This window comes from Thalassospira sp. MBR-102 (assembly GCF_040549275.1).
Lineage (GTDB): Bacteria > Pseudomonadota > Alphaproteobacteria > Rhodospirillales > Thalassospiraceae > Thalassospira > Thalassospira xiamenensis.
In genome coordinates, this window is sequence record NZ_JBEPTC010000011.1 from 52,518 (window position 1) to 77,846 (window position 25,329).

At 55.6% G+C, this 25,329-nt stretch carries 35 protein-coding genes; 2 read left to right on the top strand and 33 right to left on the bottom strand.

The features are described from left to right. Window positions 1–29: 29 nt before the first annotated feature. The 18 genes from ABIE64_RS17045 to ABIE64_RS17130 form a co-directional block, all read right to left on the bottom strand. A complete protein-coding gene (locus ABIE64_RS17045) occupies window positions 30–848 on the bottom strand; it encodes a DNA adenine methylase (protein WP_354378050.1) in 819 nt (272 codons plus the stop codon). A 327-nt stretch (window positions 849–1,175) separates the two neighbouring features. Continuing rightward, window positions 1,176–1,640, bottom strand: a complete 465-nt coding sequence (locus ABIE64_RS17050) for a hypothetical protein (RefSeq protein WP_354378051.1) — start codon at window positions 1,638–1,640, stop codon at window positions 1,176–1,178. After that, the gene (locus tag ABIE64_RS17055; protein ID WP_354378052.1) at window positions 1,637–2,137 is read right to left on the bottom strand and encodes a transglycosylase SLT domain-containing protein; all 501 of its coding nucleotides are present in this window, start codon (window positions 2,135–2,137) and stop codon (window positions 1,637–1,639) included. The genes ABIE64_RS17050 and ABIE64_RS17055 overlap by 4 nt, the downstream gene beginning before the upstream one ends. Next, the gene (locus ABIE64_RS17060; protein ID WP_354378053.1) at window positions 2,118–2,357 is read right to left on the bottom strand and encodes a hypothetical protein; all 240 of its coding nucleotides are present in this window, start codon (window positions 2,355–2,357) and stop codon (window positions 2,118–2,120) included. Before ABIE64_RS17060 ends, ABIE64_RS17055 begins: the two co-directional genes overlap by 20 nt. A 1-nt stretch (window position 2,358) precedes the next feature. Beyond that, window positions 2,359–2,688 (bottom strand): phage holin family protein, encoded by a 330-nt coding sequence (locus tag ABIE64_RS17065; protein ID WP_196871194.1) that lies wholly within the window; start codon window positions 2,686–2,688, stop codon window positions 2,359–2,361. 78 nt (window positions 2,689–2,766) lie between these two features. Next, a complete protein-coding gene (locus ABIE64_RS17070) occupies window positions 2,767–3,213 on the bottom strand; it encodes a hypothetical protein (protein ID WP_354378054.1) in 447 nt (148 codons plus the stop codon). A 6-nt stretch (window positions 3,214–3,219) separates the two neighbouring features. Further along, the gene (locus ABIE64_RS17075) at window positions 3,220–3,903 is read right to left on the bottom strand and encodes a DUF4376 domain-containing protein (RefSeq protein ID WP_354378055.1); all 684 of its coding nucleotides are present in this window, start codon (window positions 3,901–3,903) and stop codon (window positions 3,220–3,222) included. A gap of 15 nt (window positions 3,904–3,918) precedes the next feature. Continuing rightward, on the bottom strand, window positions 3,919–6,243 hold the full coding sequence (locus ABIE64_RS17080; protein ID WP_354378056.1) for a DUF7483 domain-containing protein: 2,325 nt from the start codon (window positions 6,241–6,243) through the stop codon (window positions 3,919–3,921). A 3-nt stretch (window positions 6,244–6,246) separates the two neighbouring features. Next, window positions 6,247–6,846: a hypothetical protein gene (locus ABIE64_RS17085; protein ID WP_354378057.1), complete on the bottom strand. Its 600-nt coding sequence runs from the start codon at window positions 6,844–6,846 to the stop codon at window positions 6,247–6,249. Next, on the bottom strand, window positions 6,846–7,499 hold the full coding sequence (locus tag ABIE64_RS17090; RefSeq protein WP_354378058.1) for a putative phage tail protein: 654 nt from the start codon (window positions 7,497–7,499) through the stop codon (window positions 6,846–6,848). Before ABIE64_RS17090 ends, ABIE64_RS17085 begins: the two co-directional genes overlap by 1 nt. Further along, window positions 7,492–8,586, bottom strand: coding sequence for a baseplate J/gp47 family protein (locus ABIE64_RS17095; RefSeq protein WP_354378059.1), 1,095 nt, complete (start codon window positions 8,584–8,586; stop codon window positions 7,492–7,494). The genes ABIE64_RS17090 and ABIE64_RS17095 overlap by 8 nt, the downstream gene beginning before the upstream one ends. Continuing rightward, window positions 8,583–9,074: a phage GP46 family protein gene (locus ABIE64_RS17100; protein ID WP_354378060.1), complete on the bottom strand. Its 492-nt coding sequence runs from the start codon at window positions 9,072–9,074 to the stop codon at window positions 8,583–8,585. Before ABIE64_RS17100 ends, ABIE64_RS17095 begins: the two co-directional genes overlap by 4 nt. 2 nt (window positions 9,075–9,076) lie before the next feature. Then, window positions 9,077–9,709: a hypothetical protein gene (locus ABIE64_RS17105; protein WP_354378061.1), complete on the bottom strand. Its 633-nt coding sequence runs from the start codon at window positions 9,707–9,709 to the stop codon at window positions 9,077–9,079. Between the two features lie 4 nt (window positions 9,710–9,713). Further along, on the bottom strand, window positions 9,714–10,808 hold the full coding sequence (locus ABIE64_RS17110) for a phage baseplate assembly protein (RefSeq protein ID WP_354378062.1): 1,095 nt from the start codon (window positions 10,806–10,808) through the stop codon (window positions 9,714–9,716). Next, window positions 10,801–12,027: a DNA circularization N-terminal domain-containing protein gene (locus ABIE64_RS17115; RefSeq protein WP_354378063.1), complete on the bottom strand. Its 1,227-nt coding sequence runs from the start codon at window positions 12,025–12,027 to the stop codon at window positions 10,801–10,803. Before ABIE64_RS17115 ends, ABIE64_RS17110 begins: the two co-directional genes overlap by 8 nt. A 4-nt stretch (window positions 12,028–12,031) precedes the next feature. Beyond that, window positions 12,032–12,892, bottom strand: coding sequence for a phage tail protein (locus ABIE64_RS17120; protein WP_354378064.1), 861 nt, complete (start codon window positions 12,890–12,892; stop codon window positions 12,032–12,034). 9 nt (window positions 12,893–12,901) lie between these two features. Next, window positions 12,902–13,780: a BRO-N domain-containing protein gene (locus ABIE64_RS17125; protein WP_354378065.1), complete on the bottom strand. Its 879-nt coding sequence runs from the start codon at window positions 13,778–13,780 to the stop codon at window positions 12,902–12,904. Further along, complete coding sequence (locus ABIE64_RS17130) at window positions 13,777–14,079, bottom strand: hypothetical protein (RefSeq protein ID WP_354378066.1); 303 nt, start codon at window positions 14,077–14,079, stop codon at window positions 13,777–13,779. Before ABIE64_RS17130 ends, ABIE64_RS17125 begins: the two co-directional genes overlap by 4 nt. Before the next feature lie 86 nt (window positions 14,080–14,165). Here ABIE64_RS17130 and ABIE64_RS17135 point away from each other — a divergent pair, with 86 nt between their 5' ends. Continuing rightward, window positions 14,166–14,405 carry a helix-turn-helix domain-containing protein gene (locus ABIE64_RS17135; protein WP_354378067.1) on the top strand — a complete coding sequence of 80 codons (240 nt, stop codon included), beginning with the start codon at window positions 14,166–14,168 and terminating at the stop codon, window positions 14,403–14,405. A gap of 135 nt (window positions 14,406–14,540) precedes the next feature. Then, window positions 14,541–14,816, top strand: a complete 276-nt coding sequence (locus ABIE64_RS17140) for a hypothetical protein (protein WP_354378068.1) — start codon at window positions 14,541–14,543, stop codon at window positions 14,814–14,816. A 10-nt stretch (window positions 14,817–14,826) separates the two neighbouring features. Here the strand turns inward: ABIE64_RS17140 and ABIE64_RS17145 are convergent, their stop codons facing one another. From ABIE64_RS17145 to ABIE64_RS17215, 15 genes are all read right to left on the bottom strand, one after another. Continuing rightward, window positions 14,827–15,114 carry a hypothetical protein gene (locus ABIE64_RS17145; protein ID WP_354378069.1) on the bottom strand — a complete coding sequence of 96 codons (288 nt, stop codon included), beginning with the start codon at window positions 15,112–15,114 and terminating at the stop codon, window positions 14,827–14,829. A 75-nt stretch (window positions 15,115–15,189) separates the two neighbouring features. Then, window positions 15,190–16,920: a phage tail tape measure protein gene (locus ABIE64_RS17150; RefSeq protein ID WP_354378070.1), complete on the bottom strand. Its 1,731-nt coding sequence runs from the start codon at window positions 16,918–16,920 to the stop codon at window positions 15,190–15,192. Further along, entirely contained in the window at window positions 16,913–17,059 is a 147-nt protein-coding gene (locus ABIE64_RS17155; RefSeq protein ID WP_354378072.1) for a hypothetical protein, read from the bottom strand. Before ABIE64_RS17155 ends, ABIE64_RS17150 begins: the two co-directional genes overlap by 8 nt. Further along, complete coding sequence (locus tag ABIE64_RS17160; RefSeq protein ID WP_196871176.1) at window positions 17,056–17,433, bottom strand: phage tail assembly protein; 378 nt, start codon at window positions 17,431–17,433, stop codon at window positions 17,056–17,058. Before ABIE64_RS17160 ends, ABIE64_RS17155 begins: the two co-directional genes overlap by 4 nt. Further along, window positions 17,433–17,792 (bottom strand): phage tail tube protein, encoded by a 360-nt coding sequence (locus tag ABIE64_RS17165; protein WP_354378073.1) that lies wholly within the window; start codon window positions 17,790–17,792, stop codon window positions 17,433–17,435. Before ABIE64_RS17165 ends, ABIE64_RS17160 begins: the two co-directional genes overlap by 1 nt. A gap of 15 nt (window positions 17,793–17,807) precedes the next feature. Continuing rightward, window positions 17,808–19,316, bottom strand: coding sequence for a phage tail sheath subtilisin-like domain-containing protein (locus ABIE64_RS17170; RefSeq protein ID WP_354378074.1), 1,509 nt, complete (start codon window positions 19,314–19,316; stop codon window positions 17,808–17,810). 3 nt (window positions 19,317–19,319) lie between these two features. Beyond that, window positions 19,320–19,547, bottom strand: coding sequence for a hypothetical protein (locus ABIE64_RS17175; RefSeq protein WP_196871173.1), 228 nt, complete (start codon window positions 19,545–19,547; stop codon window positions 19,320–19,322). After that, a complete protein-coding gene (locus tag ABIE64_RS17180; RefSeq protein ID WP_196871172.1) occupies window positions 19,531–20,022 on the bottom strand; it encodes a hypothetical protein in 492 nt (163 codons plus the stop codon). The genes ABIE64_RS17175 and ABIE64_RS17180 overlap by 17 nt, the downstream gene beginning before the upstream one ends. Continuing rightward, a complete protein-coding gene (locus ABIE64_RS17185) occupies window positions 20,015–20,338 on the bottom strand; it encodes a head-tail joining protein (RefSeq protein ID WP_354378075.1) in 324 nt (107 codons plus the stop codon). The genes ABIE64_RS17180 and ABIE64_RS17185 overlap by 8 nt, the downstream gene beginning before the upstream one ends. 67 nt (window positions 20,339–20,405) lie before the next feature. Then, a complete protein-coding gene (locus ABIE64_RS17190; RefSeq protein ID WP_354378076.1) occupies window positions 20,406–20,780 on the bottom strand; it encodes a hypothetical protein in 375 nt (124 codons plus the stop codon). A gap of 10 nt (window positions 20,781–20,790) precedes the next feature. Further along, window positions 20,791–21,810, bottom strand: coding sequence for a major capsid protein (locus ABIE64_RS17195; protein ID WP_354378077.1), 1,020 nt, complete (start codon window positions 21,808–21,810; stop codon window positions 20,791–20,793). A gap of 13 nt (window positions 21,811–21,823) precedes the next feature. Then, the gene (locus tag ABIE64_RS17200; protein WP_354378078.1) at window positions 21,824–22,165 is read right to left on the bottom strand and encodes a head decoration protein; all 342 of its coding nucleotides are present in this window, start codon (window positions 22,163–22,165) and stop codon (window positions 21,824–21,826) included. Between the two features lie 4 nt (window positions 22,166–22,169). Beyond that, window positions 22,170–23,477 carry a S49 family peptidase gene (locus ABIE64_RS17205; protein ID WP_354378079.1) on the bottom strand — a complete coding sequence of 436 codons (1,308 nt, stop codon included), beginning with the start codon at window positions 23,475–23,477 and terminating at the stop codon, window positions 22,170–22,172. 2 nt (window positions 23,478–23,479) lie between these two features. Beyond that, on the bottom strand, window positions 23,480–25,111 hold the full coding sequence (locus ABIE64_RS17210) for a phage portal protein (protein ID WP_354378080.1): 1,632 nt from the start codon (window positions 25,109–25,111) through the stop codon (window positions 23,480–23,482). Next, entirely contained in the window at window positions 25,108–25,326 is a 219-nt protein-coding gene (locus ABIE64_RS17215) for a hypothetical protein (protein WP_354378081.1), read from the bottom strand. The genes ABIE64_RS17210 and ABIE64_RS17215 overlap by 4 nt, the downstream gene beginning before the upstream one ends. Between the last annotated feature and the right edge of the window lie 3 nt (window positions 25,327–25,329).

The window sequence follows — 25,329 nt, forward strand, 5'->3', positions numbered from 1 at the left end:
TCCCATACTACCGCCCGAACAATGTCAAATTAGAGTTTTCTGAGCCCCGACCAAGGCCCCTCAGAGTTGGAAATCAATAGTTCCCCGACGTTCTTCGCCTCGCCTCCCTGAATGGTGTATTTGGTTTGCACTTCCAGCATGGCGAAATCACCGAAGATTTCCCGAATGGCAGGGACATCATTAATCGACAGAATAAATGTGCCGGCCAACCGGGAAAGACGAGCAGCCAGATCGACAAATCGCGATCGGGAGAACAAAGCCTTTCCATAGTCACCTTCACCGCCATAATAAGGCGGGTCGAGATAAACCAAAGCCCGCCCGCCATCGTATCGATCAATCACCTCGATAAAATCCAGATTTTCTATGATCACCGATGACAGGCGCTGTCGAATCCGCTCGATATTGCTTTCAATTTTCTCGATCGAGAAACGTGATCCACGCTCACGGTCTACCCCGAAATTCTGCCCGGACGGCTTGCCACCAAAGGCTTGATGTTGCAGGTAAAGAAACCGCACCGCACGCTCTATCTCGGTCATCAAATCCGGGCGTTGCTGCTTGAACCGCTCGAACTCTTCGCGCGATCCCAAAAGGAATCGGGCTTCATCTAGAACGGTTTTATGGTGACGACGCAATTGCCGGAACAGATTCGCGACATCACCATTAAAGTCGTTTATCACCTCGCATTTTACCGACCGTCGGCGCCGGAAAAATACCCCGCCCATCCCGATAAACGGCTCTAGATAAACGTCGTGATCGATCCCCTCGATCAAATCGACAATACGGTTAGCCAAACGACTTTTACCGCCGAGCCAAGGGGCTGGCGGTTCACAACGGATTACTTCTTTCATTTGTTAATGATTTACCTGTACTGTCCCGCCCGCCGTCGACGGCAGCGCGGGGCGGCTTGTCCGTGGGATGTTGACGCATCCCGGCTCGGGTCGGTGCAACGACCCGACCCCCGCACGTAACGAGGGTATCTATTGGGCGTGATTGGAAATAGGAAGCCTAGAACAGGCTTCCTTGTTTCGGTCGGTCATCAACCGGTCGCATCAGATCCGCGTCATTGTTCCGGACCGAACAACTCACCAATTGTACGGTTTTTGCCATAGCAATCATCATGCGCATCGATCAGATCAACGATATACCGGCCAACCTTTTTATCGGTAACCGGCGGATCAGGGATCGCCGGAACGGGTTTGCACGCGGTCAATTCCCCCGGCACCGTCGCCTCGATATATTCCGTTGTCCGGATCGGTTCCGGCGTCGTCCCGCAAGCGGTCAAAAAGCCCGCGCACAGCAGGCCCGACACAACCATCATTCGGCGCATCATTCACCCCCTCCATCAAAGTGCGATACCGGGCTTCCGCCCCGGATCGCCGGTCGCGTTCTTCTGATAACGCCCGCTCGATCCGGGCACTGGCCAACCGCAACCGATTGATCGTTTCCATGTTTTCGATACTGGCGTCGCGCCATCGCACCGACCGCATTTGCTCCGCCTCGATCCGCGCCTGCGCGCCATCAAGACGGATCGTTTGCACACCGATAATCGCGACAAGCAACGCCACCCCACCAGCAATCCACCAGATCATGCCGCCGCCCGTGATGGCGCCAGTGACTAGCTTGAAGATATTTCGCATCATCCACCCCCGACCATTTGCCTATACCAGCCCCATATGCGGTCAACATAGGTGATGGTTTCCTTTGAATGCCGCCCGGTTATGGCAGGCAGACATGCGATGATTTCCGGATAGAGCGACGGGCCACCACATGCGCGCTGCGCCGAAAGAAGATGCCCCAGACCGGCATTGTAACTGGCCAGTGCCAGGCTATGCCGATCCCACTCAGGCCGCTTTGCCGACCACTGCCCGCGAAGCCCCGCCATATAAAAAGCCGCAGCCCTGATCGAGAGCTGCGGCATAAAGGCCGACGCATTGGGCGGCAGATCGATCTGCCCGGAAACCTGTCGCCACGTCCCGGGCATAAATTGGCAAAGCCCCTGCGCACCGACCGGCGACACCGCATCCGGGCGCAATAGACTTTCCTGATAGCATTGCGCTTTCAGCAACCGCCAATCGACACCGGGCAAATAGCGACCGGCGTGCTGGCGAAAGTCATGGTCAAAGCGATCCGGAAACAATAAGCCCGACCAAGATGCAGACGGCCAGAATCCGGTAACCAAGATAACGAGACACAGCATTGTCATTCGCATTGGAAATCCACCCCTTGAAATCAAAATCAATGATCCGGTCGAGCCACTTAAGAACCCAGCGCACGATGACAAACGCGATCAGCGCCAGAACGAGTTGAACGACCGATGACGCCGCAATGGACGGCGCCACATATGCAATCTGATCCATGTCAGACCCCTTTCGAATTTCCTGATTTGATTGCGCCCAACAGAAAGGCTTGCAGCCCCTTTGGACCGAGCCACCCGATGAAGGTGCCGACCGCACAAGCGCCGGTTATGCTGAGATCGAAGTAATCGGCGATCCCCATTGAAATGGCGAAACAGAACCCCGCGGTGACCAGCTCCCACAGAAGCTCTCGCCCCCAAAAACGCCGAAACCCTTTCGCAACAAGGTTCCGATGCCAAAGAATGCGGGCGTAAATCGTTAGCCCCGCTACTGGCCACCAAAGCTTTAACGCCACGAGCCATTGCGGCTCAAACTCGTGCGGCGGCTTGTCCATGCCGGCACCCCCTACCATTCAGGCATAAAAAAAGCCGCCGATTGGCGACCTACTGAAACGGGCGTGTATTTGGCTGACTTACATAAACCAGCGGGCAATAAGCCAGGTCATGAACACATAGCTGCAGGCCGTAACAAATCCAGATAGCAGCTCGGCATAGGACGTCCAGCCATCAAGGAACTTTCCCCAAACGGGCAACCGGGACCGATACCGGTGACACCCGAAATAAATCGGCCCCATCAGGGGATTAAGAAGCAACAAACCGCGCATCGAAAGCCGCCACACACTTGCCCGCGCCGCTCCGGGCCACCATTGCGACCAGCCGGGTGCCTCGCCCAGCATCAGAAGCGCCGCCACAATGGGTGCGAACCACCAAGGAACAGAAAGCGCCGCACAGAAAATACCAGCGGACACCCCGGCCCAGATCAAAGCCCCCTCGGTGGATTTCCCCACCCCCAAGCCGCCGCCGCGCGGCATGCGATAGAGAATGGCGGACATTAGCACCGCCAACATGGTCAAAATCATTGGCTATTACTCCGTTACGGTTTCAGGAATAGCAGGACCCGCCGGATACCCGAGGGAACAATTGTATCCCTTGCAGGCATCCAGATCGGGCAGTGCATCAATCGCCGCATCATGCGCGGCCTGCTGGTCGAAACAGGCGGCAACCATCACGTTGACAGCTTCGCCCAACGCAATAATTTCCGCACTGGTCAGAAGCGGATAGGAATTGTCGCGGAACCGCCAATTGCGTCCGTCAGGCAGGCCACCCGCAAGAGCATTGAAGTAAACGGCCATCAGGAGCGACCGGCTTTCACTGTCGGTCTGGGCAATGTATGTCGTGCCACCAAGCTCGAACTCGACACCAGCATCCATGCGTTCAAATTTGCAATTCTTGGCCCGCTCTTTCAGCTTCGCCTTCGCTGCCTCAAGGCTGATCGGCTGCGTGGTGTATTGCAGCGTCGCCGTCATGGTTTCCGGTTCTTCCGGATCGCCATCGATCACGACAGCCGGATTACCGATAACCGTCTGCCATTCTTGATCGGTCTTGGTGCCCTGATCAATCACCAGCACGAAGTTCTCCCGCAAATCCTCGACCGATGCCAAGGCGGCATTGGAATAGGTTTTGCCGGTCTCGGCCCTAAGCCCCATCGGGCTGCTGGCCGTGCGGACCAAAGCCCACTGATCGTCACAAATCGCATAAAGCGCAGTCATGGTCTGTCTCCTGAATTATCGCGCACGCGCGAATTTGCCGGGGGTTTGCGCAAAGATTGCATTCGCATACAGAACCCCGTTGAGGTTTTCCGTGCCCTCGGTATTACGGATCGTGATGCCGTTCGAAACGAAGTCTTGAAAGCCACTACCGGGCGGTGTTTCCGTCGCACTGGAAGACCACGCCAATTGGATATCCACCGGGTTGCCGGGGTTCTGATCGGTAGTGCGTATATTCCAGTGATACGTACCTGCTGTGTTTTTGATTTCGGCAAAGCGTGGCAAGAAATCGAGCGGGATGAACTTGCCATTCGGGTTGCCGTTGCCGACATGTGCAGGGAAGGCCGAGAACTGTGCTACAGCCCGCCATAGGTAAACACGGTAGCGTGCGCCATTGGTCGGAAACTTGACGGTGGCACTCGCGGCATCGGAGCCGAACCACCCCACGCTCGTTTGCGCAGCCCCATCGGATGACAGGATCAGATATTTATCGGAACCAAGGGCGGCACGATGGAAAACACGAACAGGCCCACCATCCAAAGGCACAACCCATGCACGGTCAATCAAACCACCGGCAAGGTGTGTGAAGCTAGTCGGCGCACCGCCCGCATCTGAAATGACGTCCACGAAATCAAACCCGGCTTTCGGGCTGGCCCGCCAGAAGGTCGCAATGCGGTTGCCCGCATACTCGGCTGCGGCCCCGAATGTCGGCCCGGTTGGCGTCCATGTGACACCGTTTGAACCCTCGCTGATTTCCAACCCGGAAACGTCCGGTGCCCACGCCTTGCCATCGCCCAACAAGGTATCGCAGGCCCGCCAACTTGCGGTGCTGTCACGGTCCTTAACCGTCATCAGGGTTTTATGAACCAGCGGGTTCCACGGCAAGGGCGTAGTATCGCCGACCTTGCGGACGGTGACATAATCATCCGGGTTCAGAATGGCCGGGCATGGCATACCCGATGTGGATAACGTCCGAAAGCCATCCGGCACCGGATAGTCAAAGGCGAACTGACCGAAATTGACCTTTGCTTTGATCGCACCGCTTGCCGAACTGTCCTGCACAGACGCCCGCAATCCGTCAAGCCAGTCTGCCGGGATGGTAAAGGCCGGATCGGTACCAGCCACCGGATCACCGGAAATCCAGACCCCGTTTTTGGCAAACCAGCAATCCCCGGTTTCCCGGTCAATCGCAACCGAGACAACATCATCAACAGTCCACGACGGATACCCACTGTCGGTGCCCCATGGATTGGCAACAAGATTGCCATTAGAATGATAGTGGAAAAGCCCATTGGCAGCCCCATTAGCTTCGTTAACAGCCACAGAACGATGTGCGAAACCGATAGCTGGAACAATGGTGCTGGGTGAGAATGGTGCGCCAGTCTCGACCAGAACCTCCCAGTAGTATTTTCCAGCCGGGATTAGCATGGATGCGGCAATATGCCCTTCACCCGGATTATGCGCGGGCTGCCACGCTGTGTTACCTTCCGACAAAATCCTCCCGGCTGGCGTGGGCGCATCCAGCGGGTTGCCAACGGCGAAATTGTTCGTCGGGGTATCCGTGAACTGATTATCGTCCGTCAGGCCAACGGCTGTGAAATGGTTGCCATTGCCAGAAACGTCTTTTCCAAGGTCCAGCGCATCACCGAAATCGAGGTGGCAACCGTTGGCTCCATAAACAGCCGCACCAAGCCCCTTGCCGTAAAAGGCTTTAGGCACCCAATCCCCATCAGAATTGAAGTAGCCGAAATCGGAAGCGGATACGGCATCGACAGCATCACCCGTAATCGCGATAAACTCTGAGACATAGACGCTTTGGTTCGCATCAATCAGGGAACCGCTTGAATTCAAATTTGCGCCGATAGCCTGCCAGTATTGCGGGTCAAGAAGCCGCAATGCTACGCCATCATCCATCAGGTTCGACGCGAGAGTGAATGTGACCCCGTTCGCCGTGAAAGCTGCACGGTCAGCAAGTGCGGTTCCAGGCGTTACGTTCGCCTTGATCAGGTAGTGGCCCCAACCTGCCGGGTCACGATGCGATGGTGCAATTGATGCTGTATTGGTGGTGCCGCCATCACCCCGCCCGATGTTGTTTGACATGACCCATTGTGAAGCGGCAGGGGAAAGCCCTGCGGTGAGAAACGGCCCGACAGAACCGCCGACAGAAACAGTTTTGGCCCACACCGAAATTGCGATTTTATAGATCGGCGATGCGGTGCCGGGCGCGCGACGCAAATAGGCAGGTGTCGCCGATGAAGCATTAAACAGGCAGGCAAAATCAATCGGATCGCCGGGATCGCCACAGCCGATGGCAGGCGGCGGGTTGTCAAAAAGGATCGACATTGATCACGCCTCCGCCCGCTGGGTGATATGCACGTCAATCACGGCACCGGAAAATTCCATATGGATCAGGTTGACCGCGTTCGGCTCACTGCTGATCGCACCGTTGTTGATGCGGAATTCCGGGCCCCACGCAATCCCGTGATTGCCGATGGCATCCATTGTCAGTTCCAGCCGCGCCGATCCACCGGCAGGCATCGGGTCCGGGGGCGTGATCGTCAGGGCCTCGGTCGCGGTCAGGGTGAAGCGGTTGCCAAGGGCCGGATCGAACGACACATCACCGGCAGCAACCGTTGCCGCGACCGGCGTGGTCCAGAAACCAGCACCAAGGGTCGCCGATACAGTGCGACGCAAGGCATCGCTCGTGCCATCCGTGACCGCCTGCTGGATCGCCTTGCGCAACTGCTGAAGGTCTGCCTCGGTCGCCGGTAGCGGATTTTCAACCGTGCCGAGGTAATAGTTGATCGTGTTGACGATCTCGCGCATCGAATGTTCGATTGATTCCGCAGGCGGGATTGATCCTTCAATGCCGTTTTCAGGCTGCGGATTGACATAAGGACGGTCCGGATCAGAAAGATTACCATTCACTGGCGGCTGATACTGCATCACTCACCTTCATAAGCCATGGTCAAAAAAGATTGGGCCGGCATGTACCGACCCAAGAGACATTCCAAATCTTCGGCTCGCGATATTCGCGCAAGCGGGTCCTGCCCCAATGTCGAGACACCCACCCGGAACCACGTCACGCGCGGACCCAGCACCCGCATGCGCCACCACGCCCGCATATCAGCAGTCGCGCCGAGCATGTCATAACGAACGCTGTCATCGTTGCCAGATGTGTTCGCACCGCCCACCTGGCTTATGCCAACCATGAACGGACGATATTCGACAATTGCGGTCTGATATCCGAGGGTTTCGGCAAGCCCGATAAAGTACCCGGGCCGTTGCCCCCCACGCGCCCGATAGCGTGTCAGAACCGCCGCGCGACGATCCTCAATCGGCAAACCTGCCGTTTGAAAACAACAATCGGGCAGGCCGACCTGCGTTTCGTGATCTGCCAGCATTTCGATGGCGCGCGCAGGCTGGCTTTCAATGACCAAGCGGTCAGCGGCCAGATCAACTTCAACCCATGTCGAACACTTGGCACGCAGGAAATCCCGGCCAACCCCGTCATAATCACGAAACCCCTGCCACGCCGCACCGGGCGGCATGGCAGACGCAACAATGTCCACATAGGCGTCAAGCCGTTCATCAAGCATAATTGACCACCCCGAGGACCGGAATCTGCCCGATCGTATGTTCAACATCATCGGCTGGCACTGTAACCTTGTGGCGGCTTTCACCGGCAGCAACTGCAATTGCCTCGGTGATCCAGCTTCGGCTCAAGGTCACCCCCGGCTCACCCCGCCGATAAAGCATGTCGCCAAGTTCGGCGTTGATCGAGGACCGAACCGCTGGCGTATCGGGGTTAAGACCCGTTATTGTAATACCCAGCGCTTTGGGAATAGGTGCCACAACATACACATCGGCATTCAATGGACGCCGCGCATCAATGTAGGATTGCACCAGCGCCACATCCGCCGCAGTCGGAATGCCCCCATTGGATGCGCGCAAAACATCCATCATGAAGCGAACCGTGACCGTCCCCATGCCCATTTCGCGGCGCGTTACCCAAACACGGGTTACACCGGGGACTTCCTTCGCCCATTTCTCATAATCACTCTGACTGCCACCATGCGGCGGCTGGGCTATTTCGTCGAGAATTCGCCCACGATAGTGCTCGGCAATACCCGGGCGACCGTCCTTCTCCTTGTCCGCACCACCCGCGAAACCACCTGCCTCGACAATTGCGACCGGGTCGACACCATCAACCGGCGACGTCAGCGTAAGGCTTGTGCCAGCGGCAAGGTTTCCCGATGCGCCCGGGACAGAAGCCTTTACATTGGCGACCGCCTGACCGACTTCATCCAGAACCACACCGGCAATCACCTTGAACTCGACACCAGCCGAATCCCGAAGCACCTGATTGGCGTCAATACCCGCCCCGGCCACGCCAGAAAAAGCGATCGCACCGCTCGCACGCGAAGCCGGGATGCGCTTCACATCATATGTAAAGCCGTGACCGTCAAGATTGTCACCAACCGCCCATAGAACCATCGTCTGTGAGGCGGTATGATCAAGGTAACCATATGCACCATTTGCGAGCATGCCGTCGATATAGGGCATAACCGCAATCGGCCCCTGACCGAGCGTCACACCCTGCCCCAGTCGCGCCTCGTAATGTGCCCCGGACTGACCGCGCAGGGCTTCAAAGGTCGGAACATCAAACCCGGTCAACTTGCTCATGAATTTCGATCCATCCAATCCCAAAGGTCAGCAAAACGCCGCTCGAAAATCTGCCCGGCGGGCCGCTTTATGAGCGCATGACCTGAAATCACCCAACGCCCCGCCGCGCGATCGCGAACCGCGTCAAACGTCGCGGACTGCGCTACACCTAATTGCGTCAGCCATTGCAAGGCCTCCGTCCCGTATTCGCGCACACGCGCGACCGTTTCGCTTGTGATGATCTCGCGATCCAGAAGCCACAGGCGCGAGCCCATCCTGACCCCACCAACGGCGGGCCAAGCCTCCCCCCAAAAGCCCCGGCGATCAGACCCATCGGGCAAAGCATCATCCTCGCGCGCGCGCCGGTCCGTAAAAAGCGACGCGGTTACCGCCGTCTCCAATCCATGATCTGTCTGGAGCGACGGCATTTGACCGCCAATCAAGGACAGATCAAACCGGCGACGTTCCGCGTCATAGCGGAGCGCCATGTCGGTGTATAAATTCGACATTCTTACATCCCCTGATTTGGCGGGTCGGTAGGGCCGTTATTATCGTTTTCAGGGTGTTCATGGCCGTTATAGACTTCACGCATACCGGCAACGGTTCGCGTGTTGCCAGACCCCGCCTGATCGGTGATATCGCCGCCAACGGTAGCTTGACCGACCACCTCAAGGTTGCCGCCGATCTTTACATTGCCGGTGAATTCAACATCCGGGCAATTGACCAGCACCTTTGTCGCAATCAGCGCATCAAGGAAATCCGCCCCGTCAATGACGATTTTTTTGCCGCGTTTCAGTGTTATCCGCTGTCCCTGATCATCATAGATACTGACCTCACCCGGAATTACAGCCCCGGACTTCGCCCGATGGCGGCGGTCCATGGGCGGGATCGCAACCGCAAGGTTTCGTTCCAACTGAAACACAATGGTTTCAGCGCCGCGCCCATTGGCATCAACCGGAAGCGGAATATGGCTAAAACCATACCCCTCAAACACCACAACACCATCGAGCGTATCGCCTGAACGCCCCGCCAATTGCGCGGAAATTGCCCCGCCCTGACTGGTCGACTTGGCGTAACGAACCACTGCCCGGAAGATCATATTTTCCACGCGACGCGAGAGACGCTGAAACAAGCCATCTGACATTGCCCTACCCCCTTACAGCGCGACGAAGGGCCGCGTATTGCGCATCACCATCAGCCTTTGCAAAGATCGGCTTGGGCACCCACGCGGCGGGCGGCTCGACCGACAGGGAGGTGCGATAACCGCCCTTGTCTTCATCAAGCGTCAGCCCGACAGAAACGATCAGCATTTCCTCGGCGATCTTGTTTTTCTGATCTTCGACGGCAACCAGCAACCCGGGGCGCCAGATATCCCCGCCCGGGACCTGTTGCCAGCCCTCGCACTGATAGGTGATGGCGGTTGATTTACCGATCCGGCGTGCCATTTCCCAATTAACACGCTGGCGAAGCTGATCGGACGACCCTGCCCCATCGCTTGTCAGGACCTTGGGTCGATACCGACGAACCGCGTCATCGACCGCCGCGGCCTCGGACTGGGCGGCGGCAATACCAAAATCATCATCACTTGTTTGCCCCTGCGACCGCATGATCAGCTTCGAATGCCGATTGGCTTTGGTCAGTTTGGCCGACAGCTCGACAATATTGTTATCGCTTTGAAGCTGACCGGACCCCGTATATCGATAGCGAAGATCCGTTTGCGCTCTCGCGAACCCCGGACGACCAAGAACGATATCGCCGGAACCCACCGACCATGCCATCAGGCCTCGTTCCCGGCATATCCGGTCGATCACCTGCCCGACTTCCTCGCCTTGTTCGATCTTGATCCGGTCAAACCGATCACCGACATCGACCAACGCCGACACCGCGATACCAAATGGATTGCAAAGATCGACACAAGCCTCAAGCAGTGAAAGGTTATGATACTCCCCACCCGGCACGATCGCCGAACAATCGACCAGATCACCCGCCTTTGATCGCCCGCTCAGTCGCGTTCCTTCCTGATCGGGCACAGTCGAATTGTCGACTTCCTCAAGCCAACCCGTAAGCAATTCATGATCCCCAAACCGCGCCTTTACAGCCATATCTTCGCCGTGATCCGGCGTGAAGTCCGGGGTAGTCAAGGCAAAGGAATTGGCGATATCGCTGATCGAAAAATTGAACGAGCATTTCTGCCAGTCATCGTAAATCTTGCCATCCAGCTCGACTTCAGGTGCATCAATCATCAAGAACCTCAATCGGCGCCCAAGACGCGACCATATTCGGATGCGCAATACCGTTGCGCTTAACGATTTCAGGTGCACGGCGCGCATCACCATAAAGGCGATGGGCCGTCACAACCGACGCCTCGGTTAACCAAGGCATGTCGCTGATCGTCTTAGCCTTGCCCGCCCCGGCTTCGCGCGTGTAATCAACCACAGACGTTCGAACCGACGACAGGGCAGAAAACACACCGGCGTCACTTTCACCGGGGACATTACCGCCCGCCCGATCCATTTCCCGGTCGATGACATCAAGAAACTGGCCGGTTATTTCAGCCGCCTGATCATATGAAACGAACGTATAGTTCGGCAGAAGCTCCGCCGCTGCCGAAATCGCCGTTCGCCGGATCAACGCCCCAAGCGCCGTGCGATTGACCGCCTCGACCTGCCGGGTTGCGGTCGATACTGGAACATCGACACCCGCCGCTTCAAATGCAGACAGGGAAAGAAAACCGTTCACACCTTCCGCGGCGTCAGGAACCGAGGACGAAAGCAACGCAAAGCCAGAAGAAATACCACTCGCAATATCGACACCCCCCCCGGTCAGGGCGGTTAATCCGACCGCTCCGATCCCGTCGATCGCATCCGACATCGAAGCATCAACCCCGATCGCCGTAAAAAGCTGCCCACCGACCTGATCCGTCAGCGTGCCAATGACATCAGCCCCCGCTTCGCGGACAAATCCCGGCATGCCATCCGTGATATAACTGTTGACGAAGGCGGCACTCGCTGCAGATGACAACGCCGAGGATTGCACGCCGAGCTGATAGACATTGGAAACGCGCCCCGGTGTGAACCCACGCTCCGCATTCTCGCCAACTTCCTCAAAGACGATCGAGAAATTGGCAACACCTTCAGCCGCGAAACTGTTGGAAACGTCGTAGTCAGCGACCTTTACCCATCGCTCGGAAGTCAGGCCGCCGAACGGGTCCACAAAGGTTCCTGGCCCCTCTTTTTCAAGCGCGGCAATCAATTGATCGCGCGCGGCAAATCCATCAATGGTCAGAACAAAACAGTCGACATTGAATGTCCGGACCTTACGACCAAGGTCCTGTGTGTCTGCATCATCCCGGTTCGGACGTTCCACTGTGGGGCCACGACGCCCGGACGAACGACGCACCGAGCGGACAATCATGGGCGCACTGCGCCACAGCCCGTCCCGCACTTCATCCTCAAAAGCCATATTGTTAAATCCCCGGCAAACCGCGCGATACCTGGCTTAACTGATCCAGCGTATTTCCCGAAAGCGACCCGGCACCAAGCTGCGACACCGGAAGCAACCTTTCACCGGCCCGCAAATCACGCTGCCCGATAAGATATTCAAGGTATCGGCTTTGCTTTGACCCACTGCGCGATGTCCGCAACGCTTCCTGCATGTCCGCAATGAAATACGCCGCGAGCTTTTTCTCGCTAAGCCCCTCGATCATTTCGCGAAACCGCCAACGCGGTGCGACGCGGAACGATTTAGTTACCGTCCACAACAATGATATCGGCAACCGACTGTTTCGCTTCTGGCGAATAAACACCCCACGCTTGCCACTTTTCATCGTTGCGATGAAAGGCTGCTGTTTTGCGTAGGCTTTCGGATTCTTCTTAGAACGCCGCCCCTTCGGATAGGCCCCGGTAGACGCAATCATTTTGCGCACCTTGGCCTTTTTAAAACGCGATGTAACCTTGCCTTCTTTGGATTTGCGCGTGCGCGCCCCCGACCCCGGCAACCAAGCACCCTGCCCGGATTTACCAGTACGGGTACCGCCCTCTTCCTGATCCTCCATAAACCAGAATGGCGTCCCTATCTCGGCCCGGATGGAAGACTGTTTTTTGTTGCTGGCATTCACGAATAATGCGCGGCGACCACCACCCTTGGCCTTTAAGGAATTCTCGCGGATCGTAAAACGTCGATCCATCTTCGCAAGCACCTCGTCCCGCGCTTCGAATGTCACCCGGTTGATCGCCTTGGATAAGGCAAACGGAACCTGTTCCTTTTCAAGACGGGTCAAATTGGCGATGATCTGATCGACATTGTCGGCATAAGACATGGAAAGCATACATCACCCTTAAAACCCTCCGACATTGTTGACGATGACAAGTGGCACGACCACACCCGGACTTTCTTCATCGGCAAAAGTCAGGGAATGGCGCGTCACATGCGCACCCGGAAGGTCTTTCAATACGCGTTGATAAATCCCCGCCCAATCGGTGGGCGCATAAACCTTGTTCAAAAAAGGATGATCGGACGCCAGTATCACCTTGCCGCGATATCGGCTTGGCGAAACCTTGATCCCCCGTTCTTCCAGCGCGATTTTCACGTCATCGCGGTACTGCGCGAAAACGATCATTTCCGATACCGGCACCCCGCGCCCCATCGAATGACGCAATAGATACCTCAGACAATCCTCGGCCCGCATCCGCGCCAGGTCATCAAGCCGATCCTGTTCACTCATGCACGACATATCCGGCAGCGTCGCCGAATTGGCCCATACATATCGCGCCCCGGCCTCGCCATATGTCGCCCGCGCCTCACGCACGAGCGCAAGATCATAATGCCGTTCCGATCGCGGGATTGCCGATGGCGGCAAATTCTTGCGACTGGAAACCGGAACAATCCCCGGCATTTCATAATGACCATGCTTGCGCAAGGCTGGCAGCACCTCGGCGGTCACCCATTTCTTGAACCGTTTCGCCGCTTCCTTGCGGCTGGTCAGGATCAGGGAATAAAGACCGCTTTCGTTGATGATGGTCAGTTCCTGTTTTCCACCGGGGGTCGGAATAATAGTCCGACCCTTTTCATCATCATCCAATCTTTCAGCAGCTTTATGAGGGGACCTCATTTCCAACACCTGACAAACGTCAGCATGAACAAACCAGATTGCACCTTCAATATCGACAGTGCGAACCGACTGACCTTCAAAATCAAACGATACCGGCAGGGTCATGACTTTGCCCCTTCCAGCATCGCAACCGCGTCTTTGCGGATCGACCGAACCCATGCATAGACCTGCAAGCAATCAGCCTCGGTCAGCCCCTTGTTACCCGGCCCGACCCAATCTTCAAGAATATCGAACTTCTTTTCCAGCTCACCGGACGTAACAGCCGGGATCACCCGCAATTGATGCTCCCGCCAGATCGACAGGACATTATCCTCATCGCGGTCACCGACCGTTTTGAGGACTTCGAAAACTTCATCCAGTTCCGTAATGCCTTTCGGCGGATCGAATTTGACTGCTTTAGACATGATTTGATTGCCCTATGAAGTACCAAGTGGTATTTTTTGTATCACTTGGAACTTTTATGGTCAATTAAAAATCACATGGTACAAAAATGATCACTGGATCACAGATCAGAGCTGCACGGGCGCTCGTTAAATTCACCGCTCAGGACCTAGCCGAAAAGGCAGGTGTAGGCTTAATGACTGTCAGAAGGTCCGAGGCATCAGACAACGACACACCAAACATCAACAAGCCTAACCTGGTGGCAATCAAAAACACCCTCGAAGCCGCAGGCGTAATCTTTATCTCCGAGAACGGCGAAGGCCCCGGCGTCCGCCTCAAGAAGCAGTGAGGCGGTGCCGCTTTCGCGGCACCATATTACCTATCGCTTATTGACAGGCCCCTCACCATCCCTCACGCTATCGCCACCACAACCACAGCGTGAGAAATCCTTATGACGACACCTCCATATCATCAGATCAGAGCAATGGGCATTCCTTGGTATCGCAAGGAAGACTATCCCAAAATCCTCAAGATCATGTCAGACGGGAAGGTCCTTCCCCGCACTTGGGCCGAGTGGAGCAACAAGGCCGAGCAACTCCGAGAAAAGCTCGTCAAGGACGGGGTGATCGTCGAAACCGTTCTTCTCGACCCGGATGAGTTCCCCGGTTGGTGCAAAGCGCGGGGCCTGGACGTCAATAGCCAGGCACGCACAACCTTCGCCAACGAGGCCGTTGCCCGGAAACACGCGCCCACTCACTGATAACGTGGCATTAATCATTTGCATTAACTCCGAGTGAGAAATCCTTATGAACAATCCCTATCGCGATCAAGTCCTCGACATTGACTGCCCCGCTTGCAACAAGTCGCTCAAGAAAAAGATCGGAGAACTTGGCAACAAGAGTTCGATCCGCTGTCCCGCTTGCCGGAAGGACATCAAGCTTGGTGGCAAGCTCGGGGGACTGCTTAAGGAAGTCGACAAGATGTTTGGGAAATTCTCCGGCTAGTTCGTAGACCGGTGTAACCTGATCAATCATATCAAGCGTAAGCGTATGCGTCATACCCACATCTCCAAAATAAACCGCGCCGATGGTGCAAAATGAAAGAAAAGCACCATCGGCGCGGGAATGCTGGAATTACCCAGCACCCATACCCGCAAGACTTGGCCCTGTCCGCAGGCTGGTTTCCAAACCAATACCGGTCGATTTTGACTGCCGAACGCGGGCATTGGCAGCACCATCACCCACGATTTCGACGACGATCTTACCCTCTGGCGCTTGCTGCGATGCACGCGCGCCCGCCTGTGCCTGCGCATTCGCAACACGCTGCGGCATGTTTATGAAATCAGCACGAGGATCCGCGTTGGGCTGGAATTTCGGCCCGTTATCGAGCTTTGCCGATTCTTCCTCTGTCATCGCGCGAGGCTTGCTAACACCTAGCTTTTCAACCACCCAATCGGGCAGTACAGACATCATCGCCCGCACTTTTTCCGAAATGATGGCCGCAAGATCGAAGTCGGTCAGGTATTTGACCAGCCCGGTAAACCCGTCATAGAGCAATGAAAACGGATTGAACTCGGCCATATAGGCCATCACACCGTCGATGAACCCGGTTTTAAAAGCCGACCTTACGGCGTCGATCTTGCCGGTGAAGTAACTGACAATCCCATCCCAGTTATCGTAAATCACATAAGCCGCTGCGCCGATTGCAGCGACAGCGGCGATAATCGGATTGGCAAGCATCACAGCGCCAAGATTTACAATCGCCGCCCCTACCGACACCAGCGAAGCAATCAGCGGGCCTGCCATGATTGCCCCCAAGGCAATCAGAGCATTTTGCCACCCGCCGATGAAATCGATAAAACTCCCTCCCATCCGCATGATGTTTTCAATCTTGCGCATGAAGGATTCTAAAGCCTGACCGGCTGGGGTAGTTCCATCTTCAGCCGCCGTAAACCAACCGGTCATCGTTTTGGCGGCATCCGAGATTGCCGTACCCAAACGCTCCACAATCTGCGGGCGGATCGAGATTATGAATTCCTTCATCTTGGTAATCAACGGCGTCAAAACAGGCATTAAAGCGCCCATCAAGCCGTTACGCACTCCGGTAATCGATTTACCAAAGCTGTCCATTGCGTCGTTATAGGCTTCGGTATCCTTCGCCGCCTGATCGCTGATCATGCCAAGATCGGACATTTCATCGAACAATCGGTTCATTTCCTCTTGTGGCTGCTGCAATAGCAGCGACATTTTCGATCCACTTTCGCCAAACAGCTTCATCGCTGTTGACGTGCGCAGCGCCGGGTTCTCGATCTTGCGAAATGCAGCCTGCAGCTCGGGCAATAGATCGTTCAGATCACGCACATTGCCCTGATTGTCACGCAGCGGGATACCCAACGCCTCAAAGATCGGCTTCGCGCGCCCGATTCCGTTGGCGGCGTCCCCCACGTTCTTAGCCAGGTCACGGAAGCTTTTGCGCAATTCCTCGTTGGTCATGCCTGCGGCTTGGTTTGCCGCGTGCTGCCATTGCTGCAATCGTTCGGTCGAAATACCGACAGTGCGGCCAAACTTGGCAAGCACATCGGCCTCGCCCGCCCCACTATGCAGCCACGCCAGAACCCCGCCGCCGAACCCTATCCCGGCCAACCCCAGAAGCCCGACACCCACCCCCGAGATATGGCGCCCCAGACCGGCAAATGATGTGCCAAGGCGGCGGAAACCGTCGGTGATCTTGTGGAAGCCAAGGCTTCGCGTTACCGCAGAAGCCTTGGCACGAATGCCGGTCAGCATGGATTGAACCCGGCGCATCGGTCCTGAGACCGTTTCGCGCGCATTCAGGATCATGCTAACGACGAAATTCTTAGCCATCAGTCACACCGTTTAACGCGTCAAGCTGTCGCTGCGCGTCCTCGTTATAGGCATCAATACAAAGGAGAATGTCATCAATCGGCATGTCGCGAATTTCGGCTGGCTTCCAGCCGAAACGCGCGACAAACAGCTTGATCACTGATCGGAAGTCGTCCGGGAAGGCTTTAGGAAAAAACCGAAACATACCGCCATCGAACGGAAATAGTCATCGGCATCCATTTGCTCGAAGGCTTTTTCGGTGACCCGTTCATCACCAAAGACCAATCCGGCAATGAATTTGCGAGAACCAGCCATCACGGATTTACCACCATCAAGCTTTTCAAGAAGATCAAGGTCACGTCCTACGGGACGACGGAACTCGATATGCTCGATGGCTTCCTCGCGCTTTCCGCTACTATCCTCGACTTTAACAGCGACCGGGTACTCAAGCCGCAGGATTTTGCGACCGAATTTCCCATCTTCGACATAACCATCAAGGTCGATATCTTCTGGTTTGAAATCACCATCAAACATCACGAAACCACCCTTGCACTTGGCCCGACAAAACGGGCTGTGAGACTGTTATCCGACGCATCGTTGTCACCGGAACCCATTTCGGTTCCGAACTTCATAACAACCGTGCGATCGGCGCAATGCAGCTTGACCTCACTTTTCTTGACCGATGTAAGGTCCTTGTCAGATTGCCCTTCACCAAGGAAAACCTTCACCTCGATAAAGGCGGCACGTCCCTTTTCGGTCCAGCCGACCGAGCCGGAGCCGCCGCCTTCGATATTTTCGCGCTGCTTGCCGCCCAGATTATAGGTGGCAGTATCGGCGGTGTTATATGAAACACCGCCAACATCAAGGGACTGGACCCCTGCAACTGTCGTCATTGATCAATCCCCCGATCAGAAATCGCGAAAATCGAGTTCGAACTCGATCTTGGCAGCCAAAAGGTAAAGCGGGTTCGAAAGGTCCGGGCGATAGATCATGTTGAGCCGATAGGAGTTGGTCGGTGATTTGGACACTTCCAACCGCTCGGCAAATCCATCAACATCCTCGACCAGCCCCAGACCAACCATATAATCGTAATGGGCAATCAGAGAGGCCCGAACGGAGCGCGGCGTCACATACGGAATACCGTCATCGACTGGCGTACCGTCATCGACAAGAATCGGGCGCTGCATCCGAATACCATCAAGAACGCTAGCAAGCTCATCCCGAATCCGCCCAAGCTGCGCAACCGTGTTGACCAGCAAATACGCTTCGGAAAGGTCACCAAACTCATTGGTCTGATACATCGTGATCGGCATATTCAAGCGCACCTTGCCATCGCGACCTTCATCAGTGACCGTGACCCCTGCAAACATCAGGGTGTTTTTGTCGGTGTATTCCAACCGGCTTTTTTCCGGCGGCGCCATTTCGCCGACCAGTTCGACACCGGCAAGCGGACGAGCTGAGTGATTGAACAGTTTACCGGACATCTGGCCAAGATACCGGGCAGCACGCATCCACGCAGGCCCCGGTGCATCATAGGTGCCGATGGTGGAGACAAAGCGGTCATTGCGCGACGTTCCAAAAGTCAACAACTCACTAACCGTGCCTCGACGCGCCGTGAAGCCTTTGACATCATTTTCGACGCCTGCTTTTTGCTGCCCCTCAAACCACTCTGAAATGGCATCTAGCGTGCCGCCATCGGTCCAAGGGAAGCCAACATAGTTGACTTTCTGAGAACCGATCGCCGCGAGTGCGCCAGCAATATCCGGATTTCCCGAACCGTTTTGCAAAAACCCGGAGTTTGGCACCGCAATGGAAATACCTGCAGGAACCTTTTCACCGGACATGACGCCGCGCAATGCAACCTGAATGCGAATATCGTTTCCTATTTCACCCGCATTTTTTGCTTCGAAAGTTACGACACCAGCCGTCGCCGTCGCCGTAACCGGCAGATTCGGCAATGCAGTAATCGCAGCAGCCACGGACGCTGCTACATCAGCGGGCGTATCATCGGTAACCACCGGCACAAACACCCGCACACCCGCAACATAGACAGCCAAAGCACGGCTTTCGGTTGCGGCGCCGGTGAATGTCATCGCAACAGACGCTTTCACACCCGAAACCAGATCAGGAAGTGCAATGGCATAAAGCGTCATGGTCGTATTGTTCTGGCGATACGCCTCGACCATCAATGCCAGGTTCGCCCCCTTGCCGAACATCTCGCCAGCAGCGGCGCCAGTGCCCGGCACAAGCAATAGTTCGGCGTCATTTGCGGAACCAGAAGCCAAACTTTGACCGATCAGCAAGGCAACATGGTTTGAAACCAGCCCATTCACGCGCGAACCGCTGGTTTCAATGTATTTACCTGCGACCCGCGCGTTAATGGCGATTTCGTTAAAGCTCTCATTTGGAATAGCCATGACTTACCCTTTTTTCTCGGCCTTGGCGGCAACAGGGACCAGATCACCGAAAAGACCGCCCGGAACGCCACCCGCCGAAACAGGCGGCAGCAAACGGAGGATTTTGGGATTGCGAAGTTGCCGCTCGGTCAAATCGAACGAACCGTTAGGGAAATACTTCCCGGTTTCCGGGTTCATCACCCGCAACGGCTGGCCATTGACCTCGCTGGCCGGATTAACCTGCACTTTCATTATCGATCGCTCCTTGCTCGATATCGATGCCCTGCAATTCACCAGCATCGATTGAAATCACACGCGGGCGCAGTAATTCGCCCGACATGGTGATAATTTCGCCGACCAGCGGCCCGCCTTTGTCACTCATGAATTGTTTGATGGATATTGACGGCGGCTTCTTCCAAAGCTTGCGGAACGAACCGTCGGCAAACAGGGTGGTAATGATGGATTGGGTCTCTTGTTCGGCCGCAGCACACCAGTCCTCGGCAACCTGACAATGCACTTCAATGTTCAGATTGACCGATGCATTGAAGTTCCAGAACGACCCCGTCGGTTCCATGCTGTCGACCGGCGCATAGATCGAAATTGCGGGCAAGCCTTCAGCAGAAATTTCGCTGATCCGACCAATAACGATCTCAGGCCGATCCGGCTTGACTTCCAACCGATCCTTGACGGCCTGCATCAATGCCCATCGCGATAAGTATTCAGACATTGCGCACCTCGCCCGCCATCAGGCCAACCGTGATCCACCCCGTATCATCGGGATCAATCGCCGCAACCGTGTAGGTCGCCCCGGCAACGTCAACAAAATCGCCATGCTTTGTCTGGGGCGCCTCTTCCTTGCGAAACCCACCAGTAAACTCGAAAGCCTGAAACTCGGCCTCGCCGCCGCCATCTTCGGGCGCCGCGCCCTGCCGGAAATCAAACTTTTCGACGGTCGATGGTTCCCCGGTTTTATGGCGGATGACAGCGACCTGCCCCAGCACACGGGATACCGGTCGATTCAAAAGTCGGTCAAAATCGATCATTGAAAATTACCAAACAAAAAAGCACTCGCCCGAAGGCGAGTGCTTTGATCATTTAAACAGGACTAGATCAGTCCTGCTTTTTGGTTGCCTTTGTATACTGATCCCAAGCCTTGTCACGCTGTTTGCCCGTGACTTCAAGCCCTGTGATAGCTTCAAGCGCCTCGACCGACGGACGACCATCGGAAGTGAAATCCTCGTCCTTGAGACCTTCAATCGCTGTGACAATTTGATCAATCGTCGCAATAGCCGGGTCAGGGGTTGGGGCAACCGGCGCAATTGCATCCACCCCCTTTACCGCCAACCCCTTTTCGATCATTGATGCTGCCTCGGTTGAGTTCATATCAACCGGCACACCCGCCAAGTGGATGATACGCTCACCTGACTTTTTGTCCCGACCTTCAAGCGTTTTGGTCGGGATAACTGTCATTTTCTTCACAGCCATTTCACCCACCTTACAGCACCGTCGCACAGAGCGACGCGTTGACATTGCCCGGAACAATCAGCGGACGCGACTGGGTAAGCACCGATTCTACCGACGGGTTTTCTTCCGTGATCATTTTCGGGAAGATTTCCATTGGCTGATAACCGGCACCTTTGTCCAGAATAGCGCCGTGCGCCTTGGTGCCTTCGATTGCCTGACCCGTAATGACGATTTCGTTAGCCCCCAGATAGGGAACTTCGCTGCCAGAATCATCCTGATAGGTTTCGGCATACACATAGAATGTGAAGTCACCCATTTCACCGACACGGCGAACAGATTTAACCGATACCGGACCAAGCTCTGCAGTACTGGAGCTGCCACGACGGGTTTCCACAAGCTCTTTAATGCCAGCGTTCTTACGAACGACGTTCCAAACCGTCGGACTCAGGAACACATCAAGAGCGATGGCGCCGGACTTGAGCTGGATGTCTGCGGCCCAGTTTTCCAGATCGCCGACAATATCGGCACCTTCAACCGACCAAAGATCGGCAGGGATAAGCGCCTTGGTCAACAGCGGATCACGGTTATAGTCGACGGTCATGGAAGGATATTCAGGTCCTTCGACAACAACCTGCCCAGTCCGCAAGAGCTGCCACGCCATCCAAAGGCAACGACGCGTGATCTGATCACGATGCTCCATCAGAATTTCGCCAATGATTGCATCACGCCGAGCTGCTGGATCGAGAGACCCCGCGCCGATCGCTTCACCAGCCATACGTTTAATCAGCCGCTCGGGATCAACAACATCCATCGGCTTAAGCGTCGCCGGGGTGAAAGTCATTGTGCTATAACCTTCACGGATGCCCGCCTTGGCTTTTGCCGTGGGCAGGACAAACGGAGCCAGCTTCTTATTCTTGATTATTTTGTCCAGAGCAATTTCCGACTTGGTAGAAGTCACAGACCCCGGAAAATAGCGATCAAGAATGAAAACATCCGGCGCTTCAAACAGGCGAAGAAGGCCAAGCAACTCGGTAGTTGAATAGATATCCATTTCGGTTCCCCGATCAAACAGCAAACAGCGGGGTGCCATCAAGCGCCGCGCGAAGGGACGACTTGTCCCAACCGGCGCCAACTTCAAGCCCGCTATAATGATAAATTCCGGACTTGTAGACCGGACCCTCGGCATCCCCGCCAGTCGTGTCCATGGCGGCAACCAGAATACCGATCGGTTTTTCCGTTCCGTCTGCTGCCGCCGAAGCCGACAGATGCAGCTTCCCGGTCGCTGTACTGCGGCCCAGCAAAGCACCCCGCTTTAACACCTGGCCCGTCGCAATGATCTCTGGCTCCGTCATTGCCGGGTAATCACCGGCGATCAGGTTTTCAGGGATGTATGTATGGGTAGTCATTTCATCATCCTTTCGGTTTACGACCGGTCATTGCCGCAAAATTCGCGGCAAGATTCTCGGCCTTGCTTGGTTCACGGGGCGGTTCGCCTTCATCACCAATGACCGAGTTCGGCTCACCGGCCATCGCATCGGACAGAATGTCTGCCTTGGCGACCGGCGCTTTGGAGAGCATCGCCGTTGCCGCTTCGACCGAAAGGTCGGTATTGTAAGCAAGATGTTCCGCGAGATCCTTGCGACCATCCGCCTCTTTGCTGCTCAGAATTCCCGCAATTCGTTTGCGCTCATCCGAAGCACTCGCCGCAGACTGGGTCGCGTTAGCAACGTTCGCCTCGGTTGCGCCCGGATCAATCGCATCCGGACGGTTATCGTCGTTCGGTTTATCCATTTCAGAAGCACCTTTGCTTTGAATAGGGCCAATTACTGTCCGTCCGGACAGCGTTGCAATGAAGTCGGCCATTGCCGACTTACTGGACTGGACACCATCGACCAGCCCAATTTCGACCGCTTCTTCAGCGGCATAACTTTGCGCCTCGGTCGCAAGAACATCTTCAACCGAAAGATTGGATCGCCCCTTGACCACTTCTTGCGCGAACAATTGACGGGTTGCTTCTACTTCCGCCGCAACACGATCGCGAACATCGTCCGGCAAAGGTTGGAACGGATTTCCATCTGCTTTGTGCGCCCCTGCGGAAATTATCGTGACCTTAACCCCGTCGCCCTTGAGACGCTCGGAATAGTCCGCATGCATGGTGATGACGCCTATCGAGCCGACACCACCTGTCTTTGGAACTATCAACCGGGTTGCTTGCGCCCCCACCCAGTAGCCAGCGCTATAAGCCTTTTCGTCGGCCACTGCCCATACCGGCTTTTTTTCACGCGCGGCACGAATGGTTTCACCAAGCTCTAAAACGCCCGCAACTTCCCCGCCCGGACTGTCGATTTCGAGCATGATGCCTTTAACCGAACTGTCACCTACAGCCTGATCAACCTTGCGAGCAATCCCGTCATATCCCGTCATTCCACAATACGGGTGAAGGCCGAGCCGTTGAACCAGCGTGCCGCGAACCGGGACGATGGCAACACCATCAATCACTCGATAAAATTGATCAGTGTGGTCGGATCGCGCTTTGATGCTGGTAACACCCGCCATCAAATCGCTGACCGCATGAACGGCATCATTTTCGACGATAAAGCCATTGGACAAATTAGACCGTCCCATCAAATAGGCGGTCAAATCACGGGCGCATTCCGGCGTAACAAGAAGGGGGCGACCAATCAGTCGCCCCCAAAGGTTCGCAAAAATTGCAGACATCCTTATTTTCTCCGCATCTGGGCGCGCCGACCGATATCTTCCAGCCGAGAAACGTGCGCGCTTACAGTGTCGCCATTCTGATCTTCGACATATGTAACCTGCGATTGGTCCCCTCCGGGGTACGCAAGGCCACGTTCCTCGAATTCATCCCGCTCACGAGCCCGCTGATCCAAGATTTCGCGATAGTCCGCACCCTGTTCGGCGGCTTCGGTTTGCAATGTCGATAGGTTGTTTTCCATGCGGATTTGAGAAGCATTTGCCTCTTTAACCGGATCAACCCATCCACGACCGGGACCGATCCAGCTTCCACGACACCAAGCTGCCGGATTTTCCCAGAATGAAGGGGCGCCAGCAGGCAGATCAATCTTGCCCTTGCTGATATGTTCCTCCAGCCAAAGCGCAAAAATGGGCGTCGCAAAACCATTTGCGAAGTGACCGCGCCGTGTCGTGAGGAACTTCCAAGACTTCAGCATCGCTGCGCGGGCTGACGAATAGTTCGTTCCTGACCAATCGTTGGCAAACTCTTCATAAGACTGACCAAGCGCGGTCGCCGCATGCCGCAAGGCATTGGAAATGAAAACTTGAAAGGCCGCATTATCACGGTTGCCATGATTGAAATTGAAGCTTTCACCAGCGAACAGGCGATGAACCTTTGCCCCACCAAACAGGACCGGGTTGCTTTCAGCGAACTCAGCGCGCTCTCTCTGATAACGCGAAATCGCATCCTCATCTTCGGTCACTTCATCCATGATCGTCTTGTCGAACGGACTTTCGATGAATGCCGCAAAAATTGCGTTGATCAGCGCCGCCTCTTGCTCCGAACGCTCGTAGTCGTCCGCAACTTTCAACTTTTCGATAGCGGGGCCAAGCAAACCACGTCCCCGGGTTTGACCAGCCTGTTCCATTTCGAAGAAGTGCAGCACCCGGGCGCGCCCCCACTTGGTCCGCGCATTTACCCGAACCCAGTTTTGGTTTTTGATCGCCCAAGGGTCATTCGGATGCCGACTACGGAAGTGATAGGCAACAGGCGCACCAAATCCATTGATCTCGACACCGTTACGCAATTCTTCCGTGTTGAATTTACCAAACGGATTTGACAGTCGATCCGGGTCCACCACCTGAATGGCTGTTGAATAAGTGACTGGCCGCTTGGGTAGCCACTGCGCAAGTGCAACTGCGTCCCCTTCTCCCATCCGATGGCGAAAGCCCAGCCCTAGAATTCCGGCCAAGTTCAAACGACCGCCCGCATCAAGAGGACGGCGAGGGTCATTGGCATAGTTGTGAAAAGCATTTTCCGTCTGAGCAACCCATTCCTTGGCCCAATCTCGGTCCAACCCCAGCGACTGCAGGTCAGGGTTCCAGTTAAATCGAAAGTTCGCGCCAATCGCTTCATCGACTTGGCGCTGCACTGCGCCTGACAACCAACCGTTTCGATCAACCAGATCACGAACACGAGCCACCATACGGTCACGACCAGACGAGAACCGATCATCGGCAGCACGCAGTCGTGGAGACCATCCAGCAAGTGTCCCGCCAACTGATCCGAAACCACCGGATCGAGGCGCAACAAACGAAGATGCCGATTTCTTCATCGGCAAACCGTCCGCCCCAAGAATTGTGATCGGATTGCTCATCTTCGACCTACCAGATACCCGCGCGACACAATACCCAAGGCGATCTTCAGTTCATTGATACGACGATCGATCAGTTCTATTTGCTTGACGCGATCGCCAAACTGAACTGATCGACCATTATTTCCGACGCCGCTAATCCAATCGTCGGTCATGATTTGCGACCGACGGCCTAGAAGCTGATCAAGCTCGGATTTCATTTCTTCTTTTGTCGCCATTGA

What these genes read in the sequence shown, in the direction of transcription:
- ABIE64_RS17095 (WP_354378059.1), bottom strand. Translation starts at nt 8,586, where the DNA reads ATGAGCAAGTTGACCGGGTTTGATGTTCCGACCTTTGAAGCCCTGCGC.
- ABIE64_RS17110 (WP_354378062.1), bottom strand. Translation starts at nt 10,808, where the DNA reads ATGATTGATGCACCTGAAGTCGAGCTGGATGGCAAGATTTACGATGAC.
- ABIE64_RS17195 (WP_354378077.1), bottom strand. Translation starts at nt 21,810, where the DNA reads ATGGATATCTATTCAACTACCGAGTTGCTTGGCCTTCTTCGCCTGTTT.
- ABIE64_RS17175 (WP_196871173.1), bottom strand. Translation starts at nt 19,547, where the DNA reads ATGAAAGTGCAGGTTAATCCGGCCAGCGAGGTCAATGGCCAGCCGTTG.
- ABIE64_RS17205 (WP_354378079.1), bottom strand. Translation starts at nt 23,477, where the DNA reads ATGTCTGCAATTTTTGCGAACCTTTGGGGGCGACTGATTGGTCGCCCC.
- ABIE64_RS17115 (WP_354378063.1), bottom strand. Translation starts at nt 12,027, where the DNA reads ATGGCTTTTGAGGATGAAGTGCGGGACGGGCTGTGGCGCAGTGCGCCC.
- ABIE64_RS17075 (WP_354378055.1), bottom strand. Translation starts at nt 3,903, where the DNA reads ATGACTGCGCTTTATGCGATTTGTGACGATCAGTGGGCTTTGGTCCGC.
- ABIE64_RS17185 (WP_354378075.1), bottom strand. Translation starts at nt 20,338, where the DNA reads ATGATCGATTTTGACCGACTTTTGAATCGACCGGTATCCCGTGTGCTG.
- ABIE64_RS17180 (WP_196871172.1), bottom strand. Translation starts at nt 20,022, where the DNA reads ATGTCTGAATACTTATCGCGATGGGCATTGATGCAGGCCGTCAAGGAT.
- ABIE64_RS17130 (WP_354378066.1), bottom strand. Translation starts at nt 14,079, where the DNA reads ATGTCTAAAGCAGTCAAATTCGATCCGCCGAAAGGCATTACGGAACTG.
- ABIE64_RS17050 (WP_354378051.1), bottom strand. Translation starts at nt 1,640, where the DNA reads ATGATGCGAAATATCTTCAAGCTAGTCACTGGCGCCATCACGGGCGGC.
- ABIE64_RS17215 (WP_354378081.1), bottom strand. Translation starts at nt 25,326, where the DNA reads ATGGCGACAAAAGAAGAAATGAAATCCGAGCTTGATCAGCTTCTAGGC.
- ABIE64_RS17120 (WP_354378064.1), bottom strand. Translation starts at nt 12,892, where the DNA reads ATGCTTTCCATGTCTTATGCCGACAATGTCGATCAGATCATCGCCAAT.
- ABIE64_RS17150 (WP_354378070.1), bottom strand. Translation starts at nt 16,920, where the DNA reads ATGGCTAAGAATTTCGTCGTTAGCATGATCCTGAATGCGCGCGAAACG.
- ABIE64_RS17170 (WP_354378074.1), bottom strand. Translation starts at nt 19,316, where the DNA reads ATGGCTATTCCAAATGAGAGCTTTAACGAAATCGCCATTAACGCGCGG.
- ABIE64_RS17070 (WP_354378054.1), bottom strand. Translation starts at nt 3,213, where the DNA reads ATGATTTTGACCATGTTGGCGGTGCTAATGTCCGCCATTCTCTATCGC.
- ABIE64_RS17135 (WP_354378067.1), top strand. Translation starts at nt 14,166, where the DNA reads ATGATCACTGGATCACAGATCAGAGCTGCACGGGCGCTCGTTAAATTC.
- ABIE64_RS17080 (WP_354378056.1), bottom strand. Translation starts at nt 6,243, where the DNA reads ATGTCGATCCTTTTTGACAACCCGCCGCCTGCCATCGGCTGTGGCGAT.
- ABIE64_RS17045 (WP_354378050.1), bottom strand. Translation starts at nt 848, where the DNA reads ATGAAAGAAGTAATCCGTTGTGAACCGCCAGCCCCTTGGCTCGGCGGT.
- ABIE64_RS17145 (WP_354378069.1), bottom strand. Translation starts at nt 15,114, where the DNA reads ATGACGCATACGCTTACGCTTGATATGATTGATCAGGTTACACCGGTC.
- ABIE64_RS17100 (WP_354378060.1), bottom strand. Translation starts at nt 9,074, where the DNA reads ATGTCGAATTTATACACCGACATGGCGCTCCGCTATGACGCGGAACGT.
- ABIE64_RS17210 (WP_354378080.1), bottom strand. Translation starts at nt 25,111, where the DNA reads ATGAGCAATCCGATCACAATTCTTGGGGCGGACGGTTTGCCGATGAAG.
- ABIE64_RS17160 (WP_196871176.1), bottom strand. Translation starts at nt 17,433, where the DNA reads ATGTTTGATGGTGATTTCAAACCAGAAGATATCGACCTTGATGGTTAT.
- ABIE64_RS17085 (WP_354378057.1), bottom strand. Translation starts at nt 6,846, where the DNA reads ATGCAGTATCAGCCGCCAGTGAATGGTAATCTTTCTGATCCGGACCGT.
- ABIE64_RS17090 (WP_354378058.1), bottom strand. Translation starts at nt 7,499, where the DNA reads ATGCTTGATGAACGGCTTGACGCCTATGTGGACATTGTTGCGTCTGCC.
- ABIE64_RS17105 (WP_354378061.1), bottom strand. Translation starts at nt 9,709, where the DNA reads ATGTCAGATGGCTTGTTTCAGCGTCTCTCGCGTCGCGTGGAAAATATG.
- ABIE64_RS17065 (WP_196871194.1), bottom strand. Translation starts at nt 2,688, where the DNA reads ATGGACAAGCCGCCGCACGAGTTTGAGCCGCAATGGCTCGTGGCGTTA.
- ABIE64_RS17140 (WP_354378068.1), top strand. Translation starts at nt 14,541, where the DNA reads ATGGGCATTCCTTGGTATCGCAAGGAAGACTATCCCAAAATCCTCAAG.
- ABIE64_RS17190 (WP_354378076.1), bottom strand. Translation starts at nt 20,780, where the DNA reads ATGGCTGTGAAGAAAATGACAGTTATCCCGACCAAAACGCTTGAAGGT.
- ABIE64_RS17125 (WP_354378065.1), bottom strand. Translation starts at nt 13,780, where the DNA reads ATGACCCTGCCGGTATCGTTTGATTTTGAAGGTCAGTCGGTTCGCACT.
- ABIE64_RS17165 (WP_354378073.1), bottom strand. Translation starts at nt 17,792, where the DNA reads ATGACGACAGTTGCAGGGGTCCAGTCCCTTGATGTTGGCGGTGTTTCA.
- ABIE64_RS17060 (WP_354378053.1), bottom strand. Translation starts at nt 2,357, where the DNA reads ATGGATCAGATTGCATATGTGGCGCCGTCCATTGCGGCGTCATCGGTC.
- ABIE64_RS17200 (WP_354378078.1), bottom strand. Translation starts at nt 22,165, where the DNA reads ATGACTACCCATACATACATCCCTGAAAACCTGATCGCCGGTGATTAC.